At 72.2% G+C, this 12,851-nt stretch carries 14 protein-coding genes; 7 read left to right on the top strand and 7 right to left on the bottom strand.

The window, feature by feature from the left end:
- Positions 1-31 precede the first annotated feature (31 nt).
- Together ACFY9I_RS35495 and ACFY9I_RS35490 are read right to left on the bottom strand one after the other, a co-directional pair.
- Entirely contained in the window at positions 32-607 is a 576-nt protein-coding gene (locus ACFY9I_RS35495) for a response regulator (RefSeq protein ID WP_391009420.1), read from the bottom strand.
- A 71-nt stretch (positions 608-678) separates the two neighbouring features.
- On the bottom strand, positions 679-1,125 hold the full coding sequence (locus ACFY9I_RS35490; protein WP_391009417.1) for a chorismate mutase: 447 nt from the start codon (positions 1,123-1,125) through the stop codon (positions 679-681).
- 82 nt (positions 1,126-1,207) lie between these two features.
- Between ACFY9I_RS35490 and ACFY9I_RS35485 the strand changes: the two genes are divergently transcribed.
- Positions 1,208-2,161 (top strand): hypothetical protein, encoded by a 954-nt coding sequence (locus tag ACFY9I_RS35485; protein ID WP_391009414.1) that lies wholly within the window; start codon positions 1,208-1,210, stop codon positions 2,159-2,161.
- Between the two features lie 131 nt (positions 2,162-2,292).
- Here the strand turns inward: ACFY9I_RS35485 and ACFY9I_RS35480 are convergent, their stop codons facing one another.
- Together ACFY9I_RS35480 and ACFY9I_RS35475 are read right to left on the bottom strand one after the other, a co-directional pair.
- Positions 2,293-3,210 (bottom strand): SDR family oxidoreductase, encoded by a 918-nt coding sequence (locus tag ACFY9I_RS35480; protein WP_391009411.1) that lies wholly within the window; start codon positions 3,208-3,210, stop codon positions 2,293-2,295.
- Between the two features lie 395 nt (positions 3,211-3,605).
- On the bottom strand, positions 3,606-4,370 hold the full coding sequence (locus tag ACFY9I_RS35475; RefSeq protein WP_391009408.1) for an SDR family oxidoreductase: 765 nt from the start codon (positions 4,368-4,370) through the stop codon (positions 3,606-3,608).
- 66 nt (positions 4,371-4,436) lie between these two features.
- Between ACFY9I_RS35475 and ACFY9I_RS35470 the strand changes: the two genes are divergently transcribed.
- From ACFY9I_RS35470 to ACFY9I_RS35455, 4 genes are all read left to right on the top strand, one after another.
- Complete coding sequence (locus ACFY9I_RS35470) at positions 4,437-5,234, top strand: enoyl-CoA hydratase family protein (RefSeq protein WP_391009405.1); 798 nt, start codon at positions 4,437-4,439, stop codon at positions 5,232-5,234.
- 63 nt (positions 5,235-5,297) lie between these two features.
- Positions 5,298-6,146, top strand: a complete 849-nt coding sequence (locus ACFY9I_RS35465) for a CoA-transferase (protein WP_391009402.1) — start codon at positions 5,298-5,300, stop codon at positions 6,144-6,146.
- Complete coding sequence (locus tag ACFY9I_RS35460) at positions 6,143-6,886, top strand: CoA-transferase (RefSeq protein ID WP_391009399.1); 744 nt, start codon at positions 6,143-6,145, stop codon at positions 6,884-6,886. The genes ACFY9I_RS35465 and ACFY9I_RS35460 overlap by 4 nt, the downstream gene beginning before the upstream one ends.
- Positions 6,886-7,947, top strand: a complete 1,062-nt coding sequence (locus tag ACFY9I_RS35455; protein WP_391009396.1) for a nitronate monooxygenase — start codon at positions 6,886-6,888, stop codon at positions 7,945-7,947. Before ACFY9I_RS35460 ends, ACFY9I_RS35455 begins: the two co-directional genes overlap by 1 nt.
- 3 nt (positions 7,948-7,950) lie before the next feature.
- Here the strand turns inward: ACFY9I_RS35455 and ACFY9I_RS35450 are convergent, their stop codons facing one another.
- From ACFY9I_RS35450 to ACFY9I_RS35440, 3 genes are read right to left on the bottom strand one after another with little or no spacing between them, the layout of a single operon-like run.
- Positions 7,951-9,108 (bottom strand): acetyl-CoA C-acetyltransferase, encoded by a 1,158-nt coding sequence (locus tag ACFY9I_RS35450; protein ID WP_391009394.1) that lies wholly within the window; start codon positions 9,106-9,108, stop codon positions 7,951-7,953.
- 23 nt (positions 9,109-9,131) lie between these two features.
- Positions 9,132-9,818, bottom strand: coding sequence for a TetR family transcriptional regulator (locus ACFY9I_RS35445; RefSeq protein ID WP_391009391.1), 687 nt, complete (start codon positions 9,816-9,818; stop codon positions 9,132-9,134).
- A 14-nt stretch (positions 9,819-9,832) separates the two neighbouring features.
- The gene (locus ACFY9I_RS35440) at positions 9,833-10,621 is read right to left on the bottom strand and encodes an SDR family oxidoreductase (RefSeq protein ID WP_391009389.1); all 789 of its coding nucleotides are present in this window, start codon (positions 10,619-10,621) and stop codon (positions 9,833-9,835) included.
- Positions 10,622-10,691: 70 nt separating this feature from the next.
- Between ACFY9I_RS35440 and ACFY9I_RS35435 the strand changes: the two genes are divergently transcribed.
- Both ACFY9I_RS35435 and ACFY9I_RS35430 read left to right on the top strand, forming a co-directional pair.
- The gene (locus ACFY9I_RS35435) at positions 10,692-11,831 is read left to right on the top strand and encodes an acyl-CoA dehydrogenase family protein (RefSeq protein ID WP_391009386.1); all 1,140 of its coding nucleotides are present in this window, start codon (positions 10,692-10,694) and stop codon (positions 11,829-11,831) included.
- On the top strand, positions 11,831-12,805 hold the full coding sequence (locus tag ACFY9I_RS35430) for an acyl-CoA dehydrogenase family protein (protein WP_391009384.1): 975 nt from the start codon (positions 11,831-11,833) through the stop codon (positions 12,803-12,805). Before ACFY9I_RS35435 ends, ACFY9I_RS35430 begins: the two co-directional genes overlap by 1 nt.
- Positions 12,806-12,851 lie beyond the last annotated feature (46 nt).

The raw sequence follows: 12,851 nt of genomic DNA, 5'->3' as shown, positions 1-12,851 counted from the left end.
GCACGGGACAGGGGCGGGCCTGGTACGCGACCTATGTCCGGTCGTACGCGCCGTGTGCCCGGCCTTGTGCGTCCTGTGCACGGTGCCCGGAGCGGTCGGTCTGCGCGGGTACGTGTGCGGTACCTGGGGGTTCGGTGTGGCCGTCGTCGTCGTGGTGGTCGCGGTCCTCGTGGTCCTTGAGGCGGGCGCGCAGGTCGCGGATTTCGCGTTCCAGGGCGTGGGAGCGGGCGTGGGCGTCGTACAGGTAGCGGACCTTGGTGCGCAGGGCCCAGGGGTCGATGGGTTTCATGACGAGGTCGGCGACGCCGAGGCGGTAGGCGGAGGTGGTGAGTTCGGCGTCGGGGCCGAAGCCGGTGAGGAGGATGACCGGGATGTGCTGGGTCTGTTCGACGCCGCGCATGTAGCGGACGACGTCGAGGCCGCTGACGCCGGGCATGCGGACGTCGAGGAGGAGCAGGCCCACCTGGCCGCGCAGGACTTCCTTGAGCGCGGCGTCGCCGCTGGTGGCGCGGGTCAGCCGGTGGCCCAGGGGTGCCAGTGCGCTCTCCAGGGCGTACAGCGTGTCCTCGTGGTCGTCGACGATGAGGATCTTGGCTTTCGAGGGCATGGATCCTCACCGCGTGTGGTCGTTTCCTGACAAGGAGTGCTCACGCAGGATGCCCCGTGGAGGACTTGGTGTCACTCCCCTGCGTCGGGTGCTGTGCTCGCCGTGCCTGTCGTGCTGGCCGTGCCTGCCGTGCTCGCCGTGCCTGTCGTGCTGGCCGTGCCTGTCGTGCCGTTCAGTGCGTCGTCCGCGATGCGTTCGTGGTGCCGGATGACCTCGGCGATGATGAAGTTGAGGAGTTTCTCCGCGAACGCCGGGTCAAGCTTGGCACTTTCGGCGAGTGTGCGCAGCCGGTTGATCTGTTGTGCCTCGCGGCCCGGGTCGGCGGGGGGCAGTTGGTGCGCGGCCTTGAGGTGTCCGACGCGCTGGGTGCACTTGAAGCGTTCGGCGAGCATGTGGACGACGGCGGCGTCGATGTTGTCGATGCTGTCCCGAAGCCGGGTGAGTTCCGCCCGGACGTCCGCGTCGACCTCACCGGCGGGCGCCTCGCCGGTCTCTTCGTTGGTGTTGCTGGTGGTCATGGTCGTCACCCTACGACGCCCGGGTGTGGGCCCCGCACCGGCTTAGAGTGGAACGTATCGAGGCGTCTCTGGGGGTGCGGACGTGGCGAACGGCGGACCTGTCGAGCACGGCTACCCGCACCTGGACACCGTGCGGGCGTCGATCACCGCCCTGTACAAGCGGCTGTCGTACGACACGATCCAGACCTTCGCCACCAGTGTGGCCCCGGTCGATGTGGCGTTCTGCGACACCGACGATCTGCATCTGGGTGCCCAGCGGGTGGCGCGGGAGCTGGTGCGGCACTATCGGCTGCCGGAGGCCCGGGTGATCGTCGGGTTCCGGGAGATGACCCATGCGGCGAACGTGGAGTTGGCGGCGGGTCCCGAGTACTTCGTCGAGCTGAACGACCGGTTCCGGACGCATCGCCGGGACATCGGCGCGGCTCTCGCCCATGAGGTCATGCATGTGTACCTGCACCGGCTCGGGCTGTCGTTCCCGGGCACCCGGGAGAACGAGATTCTCACGGACACGGCGACGACGTATCTGGGGGCGGGGTGGCTGTTGCTGGACGCGTACCGGGAGGATGCCGCGTCGTCGCAGAAGCTGGGGTATCTGACGCCGGAGGAGTTCGGGTATGTGCTGGCCAAGCGGGCACAGTTGTTCGGTGAGGATCCTTCGGTGTGGTTCACCAGTCCCCAGGCGTACTCCGCGTACGTGGAGGGCCGGGCGCGGGCTCTGCGGGACGAGCGGCAGCCGCCGCTGACGGCGGCGGGGTGGGCGGGGCGGCGGCGGTACGCGCGGGACCGGCGCCATGCGCGGGACCTGCGGTCGGCCTCGCCGGTGGGGGTGCCCGGGGCGGGGGTGCCTGGGTCTGGTGTGCCTGGGTCTGGTGGGCCTGGGTCTGGTGTGCCGTATGTGTTCACGCCGGAGGGGCGGGGGGCGTTGCGGGTGTCGTTTCCCTGTCCGACGTGTCAGCAGCGGATTCGGGTGCCGGTGCGGGGGCGGGTGCGGGCGCGGTGTGGGTTGTGCCGGACGGTTCTGGAGTGCGACACGTAGGTTTTTGGGAGCGGAAGGGGGTGGGTGGGGCGGTGTGTCGGCGGGTGCGGGTGGGTGAGGGCTGGTCGCGCAGTTCCCCGCGCCCGTGAAGGGCCCGGGCGGGCCCCTGGTCCACGCTCCGGCGCCCGATGTCAGCGGGTCCCGTACACCGACCCGGGCGGCTCCGCCTCCGCCAGGAGTTTCCGTACGGTCTCCCCTGCTTCCCCCGGGGTCCAGCGGGCTCGCTTGTCTGCCGTCGGGCCCGGGTGCCAGCCCTCCATGACGGTGATGCGGCCGCCCTCCGTCTCGAAGACCCGGCCGGTGACGCCCTCGCTCGCGGCGGAGCCGAGCCATACGACCAGGGGGGAGATGTTCTCGGGGGCCATGGTGTCGAAGCCGGTGTCGGGGGCGGTCATGGTGTCGGCGAAGGTCCGTTCGGTCATGCGGGTGCGGGCTGCGGGGGCGATGGCGTTGACCTGGACGCCGTAGCGGGCGAGTTCGGCGGCGGCGACCAGGGTGAGGCCGACGATGCCGGCCTTGGCTGCGCTGTAGTTGCCCTGGCCGAGGGAGCCGAGCAGGCCCGCGCCGCTGCTGGTGTTGACGATGCGCGCGGTCGGGGGGCGGCCGGCCTTGGTCTCGGCGCGCCAGTGGGCGGCGGTGTGTTTCAGGGGGAGGAAGTGGCCCTTGAGGTGGACGCGGAGGACGGCGTCCCAGTCGTCCTCGTCGAGGTTGACGAGCATGCGGTCGCGGAGGAAGCCGGCGTTGTTGACGAGGGTGTCGAGTCGGCCGTACGTGTCCAGGGCGGTGCGGACGAGGGAGGCGGCCCCGTCGGTCGTGGCGATGTCCCCGCCGTGGGCGACCGCCTCTCCGCCCCCGGCGCGGATCTCCTCGACGACGCGGGCGGCCGGGCTGTCGGGGGCCGGGGTGCCGTCGAGTGCGACGCCGAGGTCGTTGACGACCACACGGGCGCCCTCGGCGGCGTACGCGAGCGCGTGGGCGCGGCCGAGGCCGCGGCCCGCGCCGGTCACGATCACGACGCGCCCCTCACAGAGCCGACGGTTTCCGCTCATCGCGGGTCTCCTCTCTCACGGTCCGGGCCGGCTGTGGTCCGGTCGCTGTGGGCCGCGGCCCAGTCCCCGTGGGCGCGGTCCAGTCCCTGTGAGCCGCGGTCCGGTCATTGGGAACCGCCGTCGGCTCCCCGTCGACCCTCGCCCGGCCCCCGTCGCCCATGGTCCGCTCTCCGTCGACACTCGCCCGCCCACCATCGACCGTCGCCCGCTTCTCATCGGCCTTGGTCCGCCCCCCGTCGGCCGTCGCCCGGTCCCCATCAGCCGTGGCCCGCTCCCCGGCAGTCATGATCCGCTCCCGTCGGCCGTCACCCGGCCCCTATCAGCCATCGCCCGCCCCCCATCAGCCGTCACCCGCCCCCATCGGCCCTCGGCTGCCGTCGCCCGCTCCCCGGCGGTCATGATCCGCTTCCGTCGGTCGTGATCCGCTCTGCGGCGGTCGTCGCCGCGTCGAGGAAGGCGGGGCGTTCGCCGCCGCCGTGGACGAGCAGGGAGGCGCCGGTGATGTAGGCCGCCGCGTCGGAGGCCAGGAAGACCGCCGCGTCGCCGATGTCGGCGGGGTCGGCGAGGCGGCCCAGGGGGACGGTGCGGGCGACGGCCGCGACGCCGTGTTCGTCGCCGTAGTGGAGGTGGGAGAGCTCCGTGCGGACCATGCCGAGGACAAGGGTGTTGACGCGTATCTCGGGGGCCCACTCCACGGCCATGGAACGCGCGAGGTGCTCCAGGCCCGCCTTGGCCGCACCGTACGCCGCCGAGCCGGGTGAGGGGCGGCTGCCGCTGACGCTGCCGATCATCACGATCGCGCCCCTGGCCCGCCGGAGGTGGTCGTGGGCGGCGAGAGAGACGGTCAGAGGGGCGGTGAGGTTGAGTTCGACGACGCGGGCGTGATGGTGGGCGTCGGTCGCGGTGAGCGGACGGTGGGGGGTGCCGCCCGCGTTGTTGACGAGGACGTCCACGCGGGGCAGCGCGGCGAAGAAGCGGTGGACGGCCTCGGGGTCCCGGACGTCCAGCGGGAGGAACTCGGCGCCCTTGAGCGGTACTTCGGGTGGTCGGCGGGCGCAGGTCACGACGTCGGCGCCCGCTTCGGCGAACGCTCGGGCTATTCCGGCGCCGACACCGCGCGTGCCTCCGGTGATGACGGCGAGCTTCCCGTCGAGCCGCATCCGCTGCTACCTTCCACACAGGAGAAGTACCTAACAAACGTTAGGTGGAAGGTAGCTGATGCTCCGATGGGTGTCTCCACCTCGTCCCCGGAAAAGGGGATTTCCGTTGTCACGGTCGACTTCCCGCCAGTGAACGCCCTGCCGGTGCGCGGGTGGTTCGAGCTGGCCGAGGCCGTGCGCGCGGCGGGTCGTGATCAGGACGTCCGGTGTGTGGTGCTGGCGGCGGAGGGGCGCGGGTTCAACGCCGGCGTGGACATCAAGGAGATCCAGTCGGTCGGGCGGAGCGCGCTGCTCGGCGCCAACCACGGCTGCGCGGAGGCCTTCGCGGCGGTGTACGAGTGCGAGGTGCCGGTGGTCGCGGCGGTGCGGGGCTTCTGTCTGGGCGGCGGGATCGGGCTGGTGGGCAACGCTGACGCGATCGTGGCGAGCGACGACGCGACGTTCGGGCTGCCGGAGCTGGACCGGGGCGCGCTGGGGGCCGCGACGCATCTGGCGCGGCTGGTGCCGCAGCATCTGATGCGCGCGCTGTACTACACCTCGCGTACGGCGACGGCGGACGAGCTGTACGCGCACGGGTCGGTGTGGCGGGTCGTGCCGCGTGACGAACTACCGGGCGCGGCGCTGGGGTTGGCGCGGGAGGTCGCCGCGAAGGACGGCCGGCTGCTGCGGCTGGCCAAGGCCGCCCTCAACGGTATCGACCCCGTCGACGTCCGCCGCAGCTACCGCTTCGAGCAGGGGTTCACCTTCGAGGCGAACCTCAGCGGGGTGGCCGACGAGGTCCGCGACACGTTCGGGAAGGCCGGGACGGCACAGAGGGAACGGAGGGACCCGAGTGAAGGGACCCGGCTGAAGGGACCCGAGTGAAGGGACCCGAGTGAAGGGGGCCTACGTGAGGAGACCCAGGTGGGCCTACGTGAGGGGACCCAGGTGAGTGACAAGACGATGACCGCCGACGAGGCCGTGGCGCGGCTGGAGAGCGGGATGACCCTCGGTATCGGCGGCTGGGGTTCGCGGCGTAAGCCGATGACGCTGGTGAGAGCGGTGCTCCGGTCCGAGATCACCGATCTCACGGTGGTCTCGTACGGCGGCCCGGACGTCGGCATGCTCGCTGCCGCCGGACGGATACGGAAGCTGGTCGCCGCCTTCGCCACCCTCGACTCCATCCCTCTCGAACCCCACTTCCGCGCGGCACGCGAGCGAGGGGCCTTCGAGCTGATGGAGATCGACGAGGCGATGTTCATGTGCGGGCTGCGGGCCGCCGCGCACCGGCTGCCCTTCCTGCCGGTGCGGGCAGGGATCGGCTCGGACGTGATGCGGGTCAATCCCGGCCTGCGGACGGTGACGTCGCCGTACGACGACGGGGAGACGCTCGTCGCGATGCCCGCGCTGCGCCTGGACGCCGCGTTCGTGCACGTCAACCGGGCCGACCGGCTCGGCAACGGCCAGTATCTGGGCCCGGATCCGTACTTCGACGACCTCTTCTGCGAGGCGGCCGACACGGCGTACGTCTCCTGCGAACGGCTCGTGGACACTGCCGAGCTGACGAAGGCGGCCCCGCCCCAGACGCTGCTGGTCCGCCGGCATGTGGTGACAGGCGTGGTCGAGGCACCGAACGGCGCGCACTTCACCTCCTGCGCCCCTGATCACGGGCGGGACGAGGCGTTCCAGAGGTACTACGCGACCACGCCCTGGGCCGACTTCGCCGAGCGGTTCCTGACGGGCGACGAGCAGACCTACCAGTCGACCGTGCGGGACTGGCACCAGGAGGACTCATGAGCGGACTCATGAGCGGAGCGACCCGTGCCGAGTACTGCGTCCTCGCCTGTGCCGAGGCGTGGCGCGGGGCCGGGGAGATCCTCGCCAGCCCCATGGGCCTCGTCCCGTCCCTGGGCGCGCGGCTCGCCAGGCGGACCTTCGCGCCGGACCTGTTGCTGACCGACGGCGAGGCCCTGCTCGTGGGGCTCGACGGGACACCGGAGGGCTGGCTGCCGTACCGCGGGCACCTGGCCCTCGCCATGGGCGGCAGACGGCACGTGATGATGGGCGCGAGCCAGCTCGACCGGTACGGCAACCAGAACATCTCGTGCGTCGGCGACTGGGCCAGGCCCCGCAGACAGCTTCTCGGGGTGCGCGGCGCGCCCGTCAACACCCTGAACCACGCGACGAGTTACTGGGTGCCGAGGCACTCCCGGCGGGTGTTCGTCGACAGGGTCGACATGGTGTGCGGGGTGGGCTACGACCGTGCGGCCGAGCATCCCGTGACCGCCCGCTTCCACCGTCTGCCGCGTGTCGTGTCCGATCTCGGGGTGTTCGACTTCGCCACCCCCGACCACTCGATGCGGCTGGCCTCGCTGCACCCGGGGGTCACGGTCGAGCAGGTCCGGGAGGCGACGGGGTTCCCGCTCGCCGTCCCGGACGAGGTGCCGTACACCCGCGACCCCACCGAGGCCGAGCTGCGGCTGATCCGCGAGGTGATCGACCCGGACAACACCCGCGCGACTGAGGTTCCGGGCTGATGGACACGGCTCTCACCCGGCTCGTCGGCGTCCGCCATCCGATCGTGCAGACCGGTATGGGCTGGGTCGCCGGCCCCCGGCTGGTCTCCGCCACGGCGAACGCGGGCGCGCTCGGCTTCCTGGCCTCCGCGACGATGACGCCCGCCCGGCTCCGGGAGGCCGTACGGGAGGTGAAGGCCCGCACGGACGGCGCGCCCTTCGGGGTGAACCTGCGGGCGGACGCGGGAGACGCGCGGGAACGGGTACGGATCATCGTCGAGGAGGGCGTCCGGGTGGCGTCGTTCGCACTCGCGCCGTCCAGGGAGCTGATCGCCGAGCTGAAGGACGCGGGCGTGGTCGTGATCCCGTCGGTCGGCGCCCGGCGGCACGCCGAGAAGGTGGCGGCGTGGGGTGCGGACGCGGTGGTCGTGCAGGGCGGCGAGGGCGGCGGGCACACGGGGGAGGTGGCGACGAGCGTGCTGCTTCCGCAGGTCGTGGACGCCGTCGGCATTCCCGTCGTCGCCGCCGGCGGTTTTCACGACGGGCGTGGTCTGGTGGCGGCGCTGGCGTTCGGGGCGGCCGGGGTGGCGATGGGCACGCGGTTCCTGCTCACCTCGGAGTCCACGGTGCCGGACGCGGTGAAGGCACGGTATCTGGCGGCAACGGTCAAGGACGTCACCGTCACCAGGGCCGTGGACGGGTTGCCGCACCGGATGCTCCGTACGGAGTTCGTGAGGGCCCTGGAGGCGTCCGGCCGTACGCGCGCCCTGCTGCGCGCCGTGCGCCACGCGGCCGGCTTCCGAAGACTTTCCGGGCTGACCTGGCGCCGTATGGTCCGCGACGGTCTGGCGCTGCGGCACGGCAAGGACCTCACCTGGAGCCAGGTCCTGCTCGCCGCCAACACGCCCGTGCTGCTCAGGTCGGCGATGGTGGACGGCCGTACGGACCTGGGGGTGATGGCCGCCGGTCAGGTCGCCGGGGTGATCGACGACCTGCCGTCGTGCGCGGAGCTGGTGGAACGGATCATGGAGGAGGCGGAGGAGGTGCTGTCGTCCTTGGGACGGCCGGGCGACACCCGGTGACCGTCACAGCCGCTCGATGATCGTCACGTTCGCCTGGCCGCCGCCCTCGCACATCGTCTGGAGCCCGTAGCGGCCGCCCGTGCGTTCCAGTTCGTGCAGAAGGGTCGTCATGAGCTTGGCGCCGGTCGCGCCCAGCGGATGGCCGAGGGCGATCGCGCCGCCGTTGACGTTGACCTTCTCCGGATCGGCTCCCGTCTCCTTCAGCCACGCCAGCACGACCGGCGCGAACGCCTCGTTGATCTCGACGAGGTCGATGTCGTCGAGGCGGAGGCCGGTCTTCTTCAGGGCGTACGCGGTCGCCGGTATCGGGGCGGTGAGCATGCGGATGGGGTCCTCGCCGCGTACGGAGAGGTGGTGGACACGGGCGCGCGGGGTCAGCCCGTGCTCCCGTACGGCGCGTTCGGAGGCGACGAGCAGCGCGGCGGCTCCGTCGGAGACCTGGGAGGAGCAGGCGGCGGTGACCGTGCCGCCCTCGATGACGGGCTTCAGGGCGGCCATCTTCTCCAGCGAGGTGTCCCGGCGCGGCCCCTCGTCCACGGTCACCTCCCCGTACGGCACGGTCTCGCGGGCGAAGCGGCCCTCGTCGACGGCCCGTACCGCCCGCCGGTGGGAGCGCAGCGCGTACTCCTCCTGGTCGCGGCGGCCGATGCCCCATTTCGCGGCGATCATCTCGGCGCCGGCGAACTGGTTCACCGGCCGGTCCCCGTACCGGGCCCGCCAGCCCTCGCTACCCGCGAAGGGGCCTTCGGTGAGGCCGAGGGGTACGGCGGCCTGGCGGGAGGCGAAGGCGATGGGGACCATCGTCATGTTCTGCACGCCGCCCGCGACCACCAGGTCCTGGGTGCCGGAGAGCACGGCCTGGGCGGCGAAGTGCACGGCCTGCTGCGAGGAGCCGCACTGCCGGTCGACGGTCGTACCCGGCACCTCCTCGGGCAGCCCGGCGGCCAGCCAGCTCGTGCGCGCGATGTCACCGGCCTGGGGTCCGACGGTGTCCAGGCAGCCGAAGACGACGTCCTCCACGGCTGCCGGGTCCACGCCCGCGCGTGCGACGAGCGCCTTGAGCGTGTGGGCGCCGAGGTCGGCCGGATGGACCTGGCCGAGCCCTCCTCCGCGCCGCCCGACGGGCGTACGGACCGCTTCGACGATGTAGGCCTCGGCCATGGCGACTCCCCTGACGTCAACGGTTATGCACGTACGGCGATCCCGTCCAGCACCATCGACAGGTACTGCCGGGCGATCTGCTCCGGGCTGTACCGTCCGCCGGTCCGGTACCAGGACGCGGCGACCCAGACGGTGTCGCGCACGAACCGGTAGGTGACCCTGGTGTCGAGGTCGGCCCGGAACTCTCCCGTGGCCACTCCGCGCTCCAGCGTGGACAGCCATGTCTTCTCGAACTTGCGCTGCGAGGCGTCGAGGAACAGGAACCGGTCCCGCGCGACCAGTTGCTTGGCCTCGTTCTGGTAGATCGCGACGGCGGCGCGGTGCCGGTCGATCGCCCGGAACGACTCGGTGACCAGGGCCTCGAAGGTCTCCCGTGGGCCGAGTCCGGCGTCCAGGACGGTGTCGTAGTGCTCCCAGAGCTCGTCGAGGAAGGTCCGCAGGATCTCCTCCAGCATCGCGTCCTTGGACTCGAAGTAGTAGTAGAGGCTGCCCGCGAGCATGCCCGCGTCGTCCGCGATCCGGCGCACGGTGGTGGCGTTGTAGCCCAGGTCGGCGAAGACCGCGGCGGCCTTGTCGAGGAGCTCGCGACGGCGGGCGGGCACGGCGGCGGCCCGGTCGGCGGCCGGCTTGTCCGCGCCGGACTCGGCGGCCGGCCGGTCGGCGGCGGACTCGGCGGCGGCGGACACCTGGGGCTTCTTCTTGGTCGGCACGCTGTTCATTGTCCTCAGGGATGCTGGTTGCTGACGGACACGATCTCGCCCGTCATGTACGAGGAGTAGCCGGACGCCAGGAACACGATCACGTTGGCCACCTCCCAGGGTTCGGCGTACCGCCCGAAGGCCTCCCTGGCGGTCAGCTCCTCCAGCAGCTCGGGGGTGGTGACCTTCACCAGGTGCGGGTGCAGGGCGAGGCTCGGGGAAACGGCATTGACGCGTACCCCGTATGCGGCGGCTTCGATCGCCGCGCACCTGGTCAGGGCCATCACGCCCGCTTTCGCCGCGGCGTAGTGCGCCTGGCCGGCCTGGGCGCGCCAGCCGACGACGGAGGCGTTGTTGACGATCACTCCGCCGCCGCTGTCCCGCATCAGCCGCAGGGCGGCGCGGGTGCAGCGGAAGGTGCCGTTCAGCGTCACGTCCAGCACCTTCGACCACTGTGCGTCGGTCATGTCGACAAGGTCCGAGGTGCCGCCGAGCCCCGCGTTGTTGACGACGATGTCGAGTCGGCCGTGCTGCCGGACGGCCGTGTCGAACAGTGCCCGTACCTGCTCCTCGTCGGTCACGTCGCACGGCACGGCTCCGACCGAGTCCGCTCCGAACTCCCCGGCCAGCTCGGCCTCGTACTCCTTGAGTCTGCGGGTGTGCGCGTCGCTGAGGAGCACACGCGCGCTCTCCTCCAGGAAGCGTCGGGCGGTGGCCCCGCCGATGCCCGCGCCGGCCGCCGCGGTGATCACGGCGGTGCGTCCGCGGAGCAGGCCGTGCCCGGGGACGTACGCCGGACCCTCGACGTTCTTCATGGCGGCACGCTAACCTACCAAACACTTGTTAGGGAAGCCCGACGTCCGTCAGGTGAAGAGGGGTGACCCCGTGGACCTCGCCCATTCCCCCGCCGACGAGGCCTTCCGCGCCGAGGCGCGGGCATGGCTGCGCGCGCATGTCCCGCCCGAGCCGCTGCCCTCCCTGGAGACGGAGGAGGGCTTCGCCGCCCACCGCGCCTGGGAGGCGGAACTGGCCGCCGACCGCTGGTCGGTGGTGAACTGGCCGGCCGCGTACGGCGGCCGTGACGCGGGGCTGTCGCGCTGGCTGGTCTTCGAGGAGGAGTACTACGCGGCGGGCGCCCCCGGACGCGTCGGCCAGAACGGCATCAGTCTGCTCGCCCCGACCCTCTTCGACCACGGCACCCAGGAGCAGCGGGCCCGGGTGCTGCCCCCGATGGCCTCGGGCGAGGTGGTGTGGGCGCAGGCATGGTCGGAGCCCGAGGCCGGGTCGGACCTCGCCTCCCTCACCTCCCGGGCCGTGCGCGCCGCCGGAGGCTGGCTGCTGAGCGGCCAGAAGACCTGGTCGTCACGCGCCGCCTTCGCGGACCGGGCGTTCGGCCTGTTCCGCAGCGAGCCGAGCACCACGAGACCCCACCAGGGGCTGACCTATCTCATGTTCGACCTGCGCGCACCCGGCGTGACGGTCCGCCCGATCGGCCGTCTCGACGGCAGGCCGGCCTTTGCCGAGCTCTTCCTCGACGAGGTGTTCGTACCGGACGAGGACGTCATCGGCGAGCCCGGCCAGGGCTGGCGCATCGCGATGTCGACGGCCGGCAACGAACGCGGTCTGACGCTCCGCTCGCCCGGCCGTTTCCTGGCCTCCGCGAACCGGCTGTGCGACCTCTGGCACGCCCGGGGAAGCCCGGCGTCCACGCACGACCGCGTCGCCGACGCCCTGATCGGCGCCCGCGCCTACCAGTTGTTCACGTACGCGGCCGCGTCCCGTTTCCTGGACGGTACGCCGATCGGCCCCGAGTCCAGCCTGAACAAGGTCTTCTGGTCCGAGTACGACATCGCCCTGCACGAGACGGCACTCGAACTGCTCGAAGGGGAAGGTGAGTTGGCGGACAGCGACTGGGCCGATGGCTATGTCTTCTCCCTCGCCGGCCCGATCTACGCCGGTACCAACGAGATCCAGCGCGACATCATCGCCGAGCGCCTCCTGGGCCTGCCGAAGGGCCGCCGCTGATGCGTTTCCTCCTCGACACCGAGCAGCGGGCGTTCGCCGCGTCGCTGGACGGCATGCTGCGGGCCGCCGACACGCCGTCGGCCGTAAGGGCCTGGGGGCGCGGTGAGCACGGGGCAGGGCGGGCGCTGTGGTCCCGCACGGCGGCGGCCGGTGTCTTCGCGCTGGCGGCGCCCGAGGCGTACGAGGGGGTGGGCCCTCTGCCGGTCGAACTGGTGGTCGCCTTCGTGGAGCTGGGGCGGCACGCGGTACCGGGCCCGCTCGTGGAGACGGTGACGGCGGCGGTTCTGCTGGCCGGCCTGGACGACCCGGGCCCGGCCGAGCGCCTGCTCCCGGCGCTGGTGTCCGGGGAGGCCATGGCCACGGTCGCGCCGTCGGGGTCGTACGCGCTGGACGGGGACGCGGCGACGACCCGTCTGTCGCTCGACCCGGACGCCGACGCACTGCTCCTGTCCCCCGGCCACGGCCCGGTCCGCGCCTCCCTCGACCCGGCCCGCCGCCTGACCCGGCTCTCCCCCGGCGGGGAACTCCTGGCCGCACGTCCGCCCTTCGCCCTGGCCCGCACCTGGGCGAGGCTCGCGGTGGCCGCCCAGGGCCTCGGTGTCGGGCTCGCCCTGCTGGAGCGGACGGTGGCGTACGTCGGGCAGCGCACCCAGTTCGGGGCGCCGATCGGTTCGTTCCAGGCGGTGAAGCACCGGCTGGCCGACGCCAAGGTGGCCCTGGAGTTCGCGCGTGCGCTGATCTTCGGCGCGGCCGTCACCCTGGACCCGGTGGACGTGGCCGCCGCCAAGGTGACGGCCTGCGAGGCGGCGTACGCGACCGCGCGCACCGCGCTCCAGCTGCACGGCGCGATCGGTTACACGGCGGAGTACGACCTGTCCCTGTGGCTGACCAAGGCCCGCGCGCTGCGAACAGCGTGGGGCAGCCCGGCCGAGTGTCGCGCCGCGGTCCTCAGTGGGGGTGGTCGCCGCTGGTGAGCTCCCGGGATTCCTCGGCGGTCGGCATCGGGACCCGAGAGCCGTT

Origin of the sequence: Streptomyces sp. NPDC012510, from assembly GCF_042955065.1 — a bacterium.
In the GTDB taxonomy this organism is placed as follows: domain Bacteria; phylum Actinomycetota; class Actinomycetes; order Streptomycetales; family Streptomycetaceae; genus Streptomyces.
Note: the sequence above shows the minus strand (reverse complement) of the source record. Positions and strands in the feature narration are given on the sequence as shown.

What these genes read in the sequence shown, in the direction of transcription:
- ACFY9I_RS35495 (WP_391009420.1), bottom strand. Translation starts at nt 607, where the DNA reads ATGCCCTCGAAAGCCAAGATCCTCATCGTCGACGACCACGAGGACACG.
- ACFY9I_RS35490 (WP_391009417.1), bottom strand. Translation starts at nt 1,125, where the DNA reads ATGACCACCAGCAACACCAACGAAGAGACCGGCGAGGCGCCCGCCGGT.
- ACFY9I_RS35480 (WP_391009411.1), bottom strand. Translation starts at nt 3,210, where the DNA reads ATGAGCGGAAACCGTCGGCTCTGTGAGGGGCGCGTCGTGATCGTGACC.
- ACFY9I_RS35475 (WP_391009408.1), bottom strand. Translation starts at nt 4,370, where the DNA reads ATGCGGCTCGACGGGAAGCTCGCCGTCATCACCGGAGGCACGCGCGGT.
- ACFY9I_RS35470 (WP_391009405.1), top strand. Translation starts at nt 4,437, where the DNA reads ATGGGTGTCTCCACCTCGTCCCCGGAAAAGGGGATTTCCGTTGTCACG.
- ACFY9I_RS35460 (WP_391009399.1), top strand. Translation starts at nt 6,143, where the DNA reads ATGAGCGGACTCATGAGCGGAGCGACCCGTGCCGAGTACTGCGTCCTC.
- ACFY9I_RS35455 (WP_391009396.1), top strand. Translation starts at nt 6,886, where the DNA reads ATGGACACGGCTCTCACCCGGCTCGTCGGCGTCCGCCATCCGATCGTG.
- ACFY9I_RS35450 (WP_391009394.1), bottom strand. Translation starts at nt 9,108, where the DNA reads ATGGCCGAGGCCTACATCGTCGAAGCGGTCCGTACGCCCGTCGGGCGG.
- ACFY9I_RS35440 (WP_391009389.1), bottom strand. Translation starts at nt 10,621, where the DNA reads ATGAAGAACGTCGAGGGTCCGGCGTACGTCCCCGGGCACGGCCTGCTC.
- ACFY9I_RS35430 (WP_391009384.1), top strand. Translation starts at nt 11,831, where the DNA reads ATGCGTTTCCTCCTCGACACCGAGCAGCGGGCGTTCGCCGCGTCGCTG.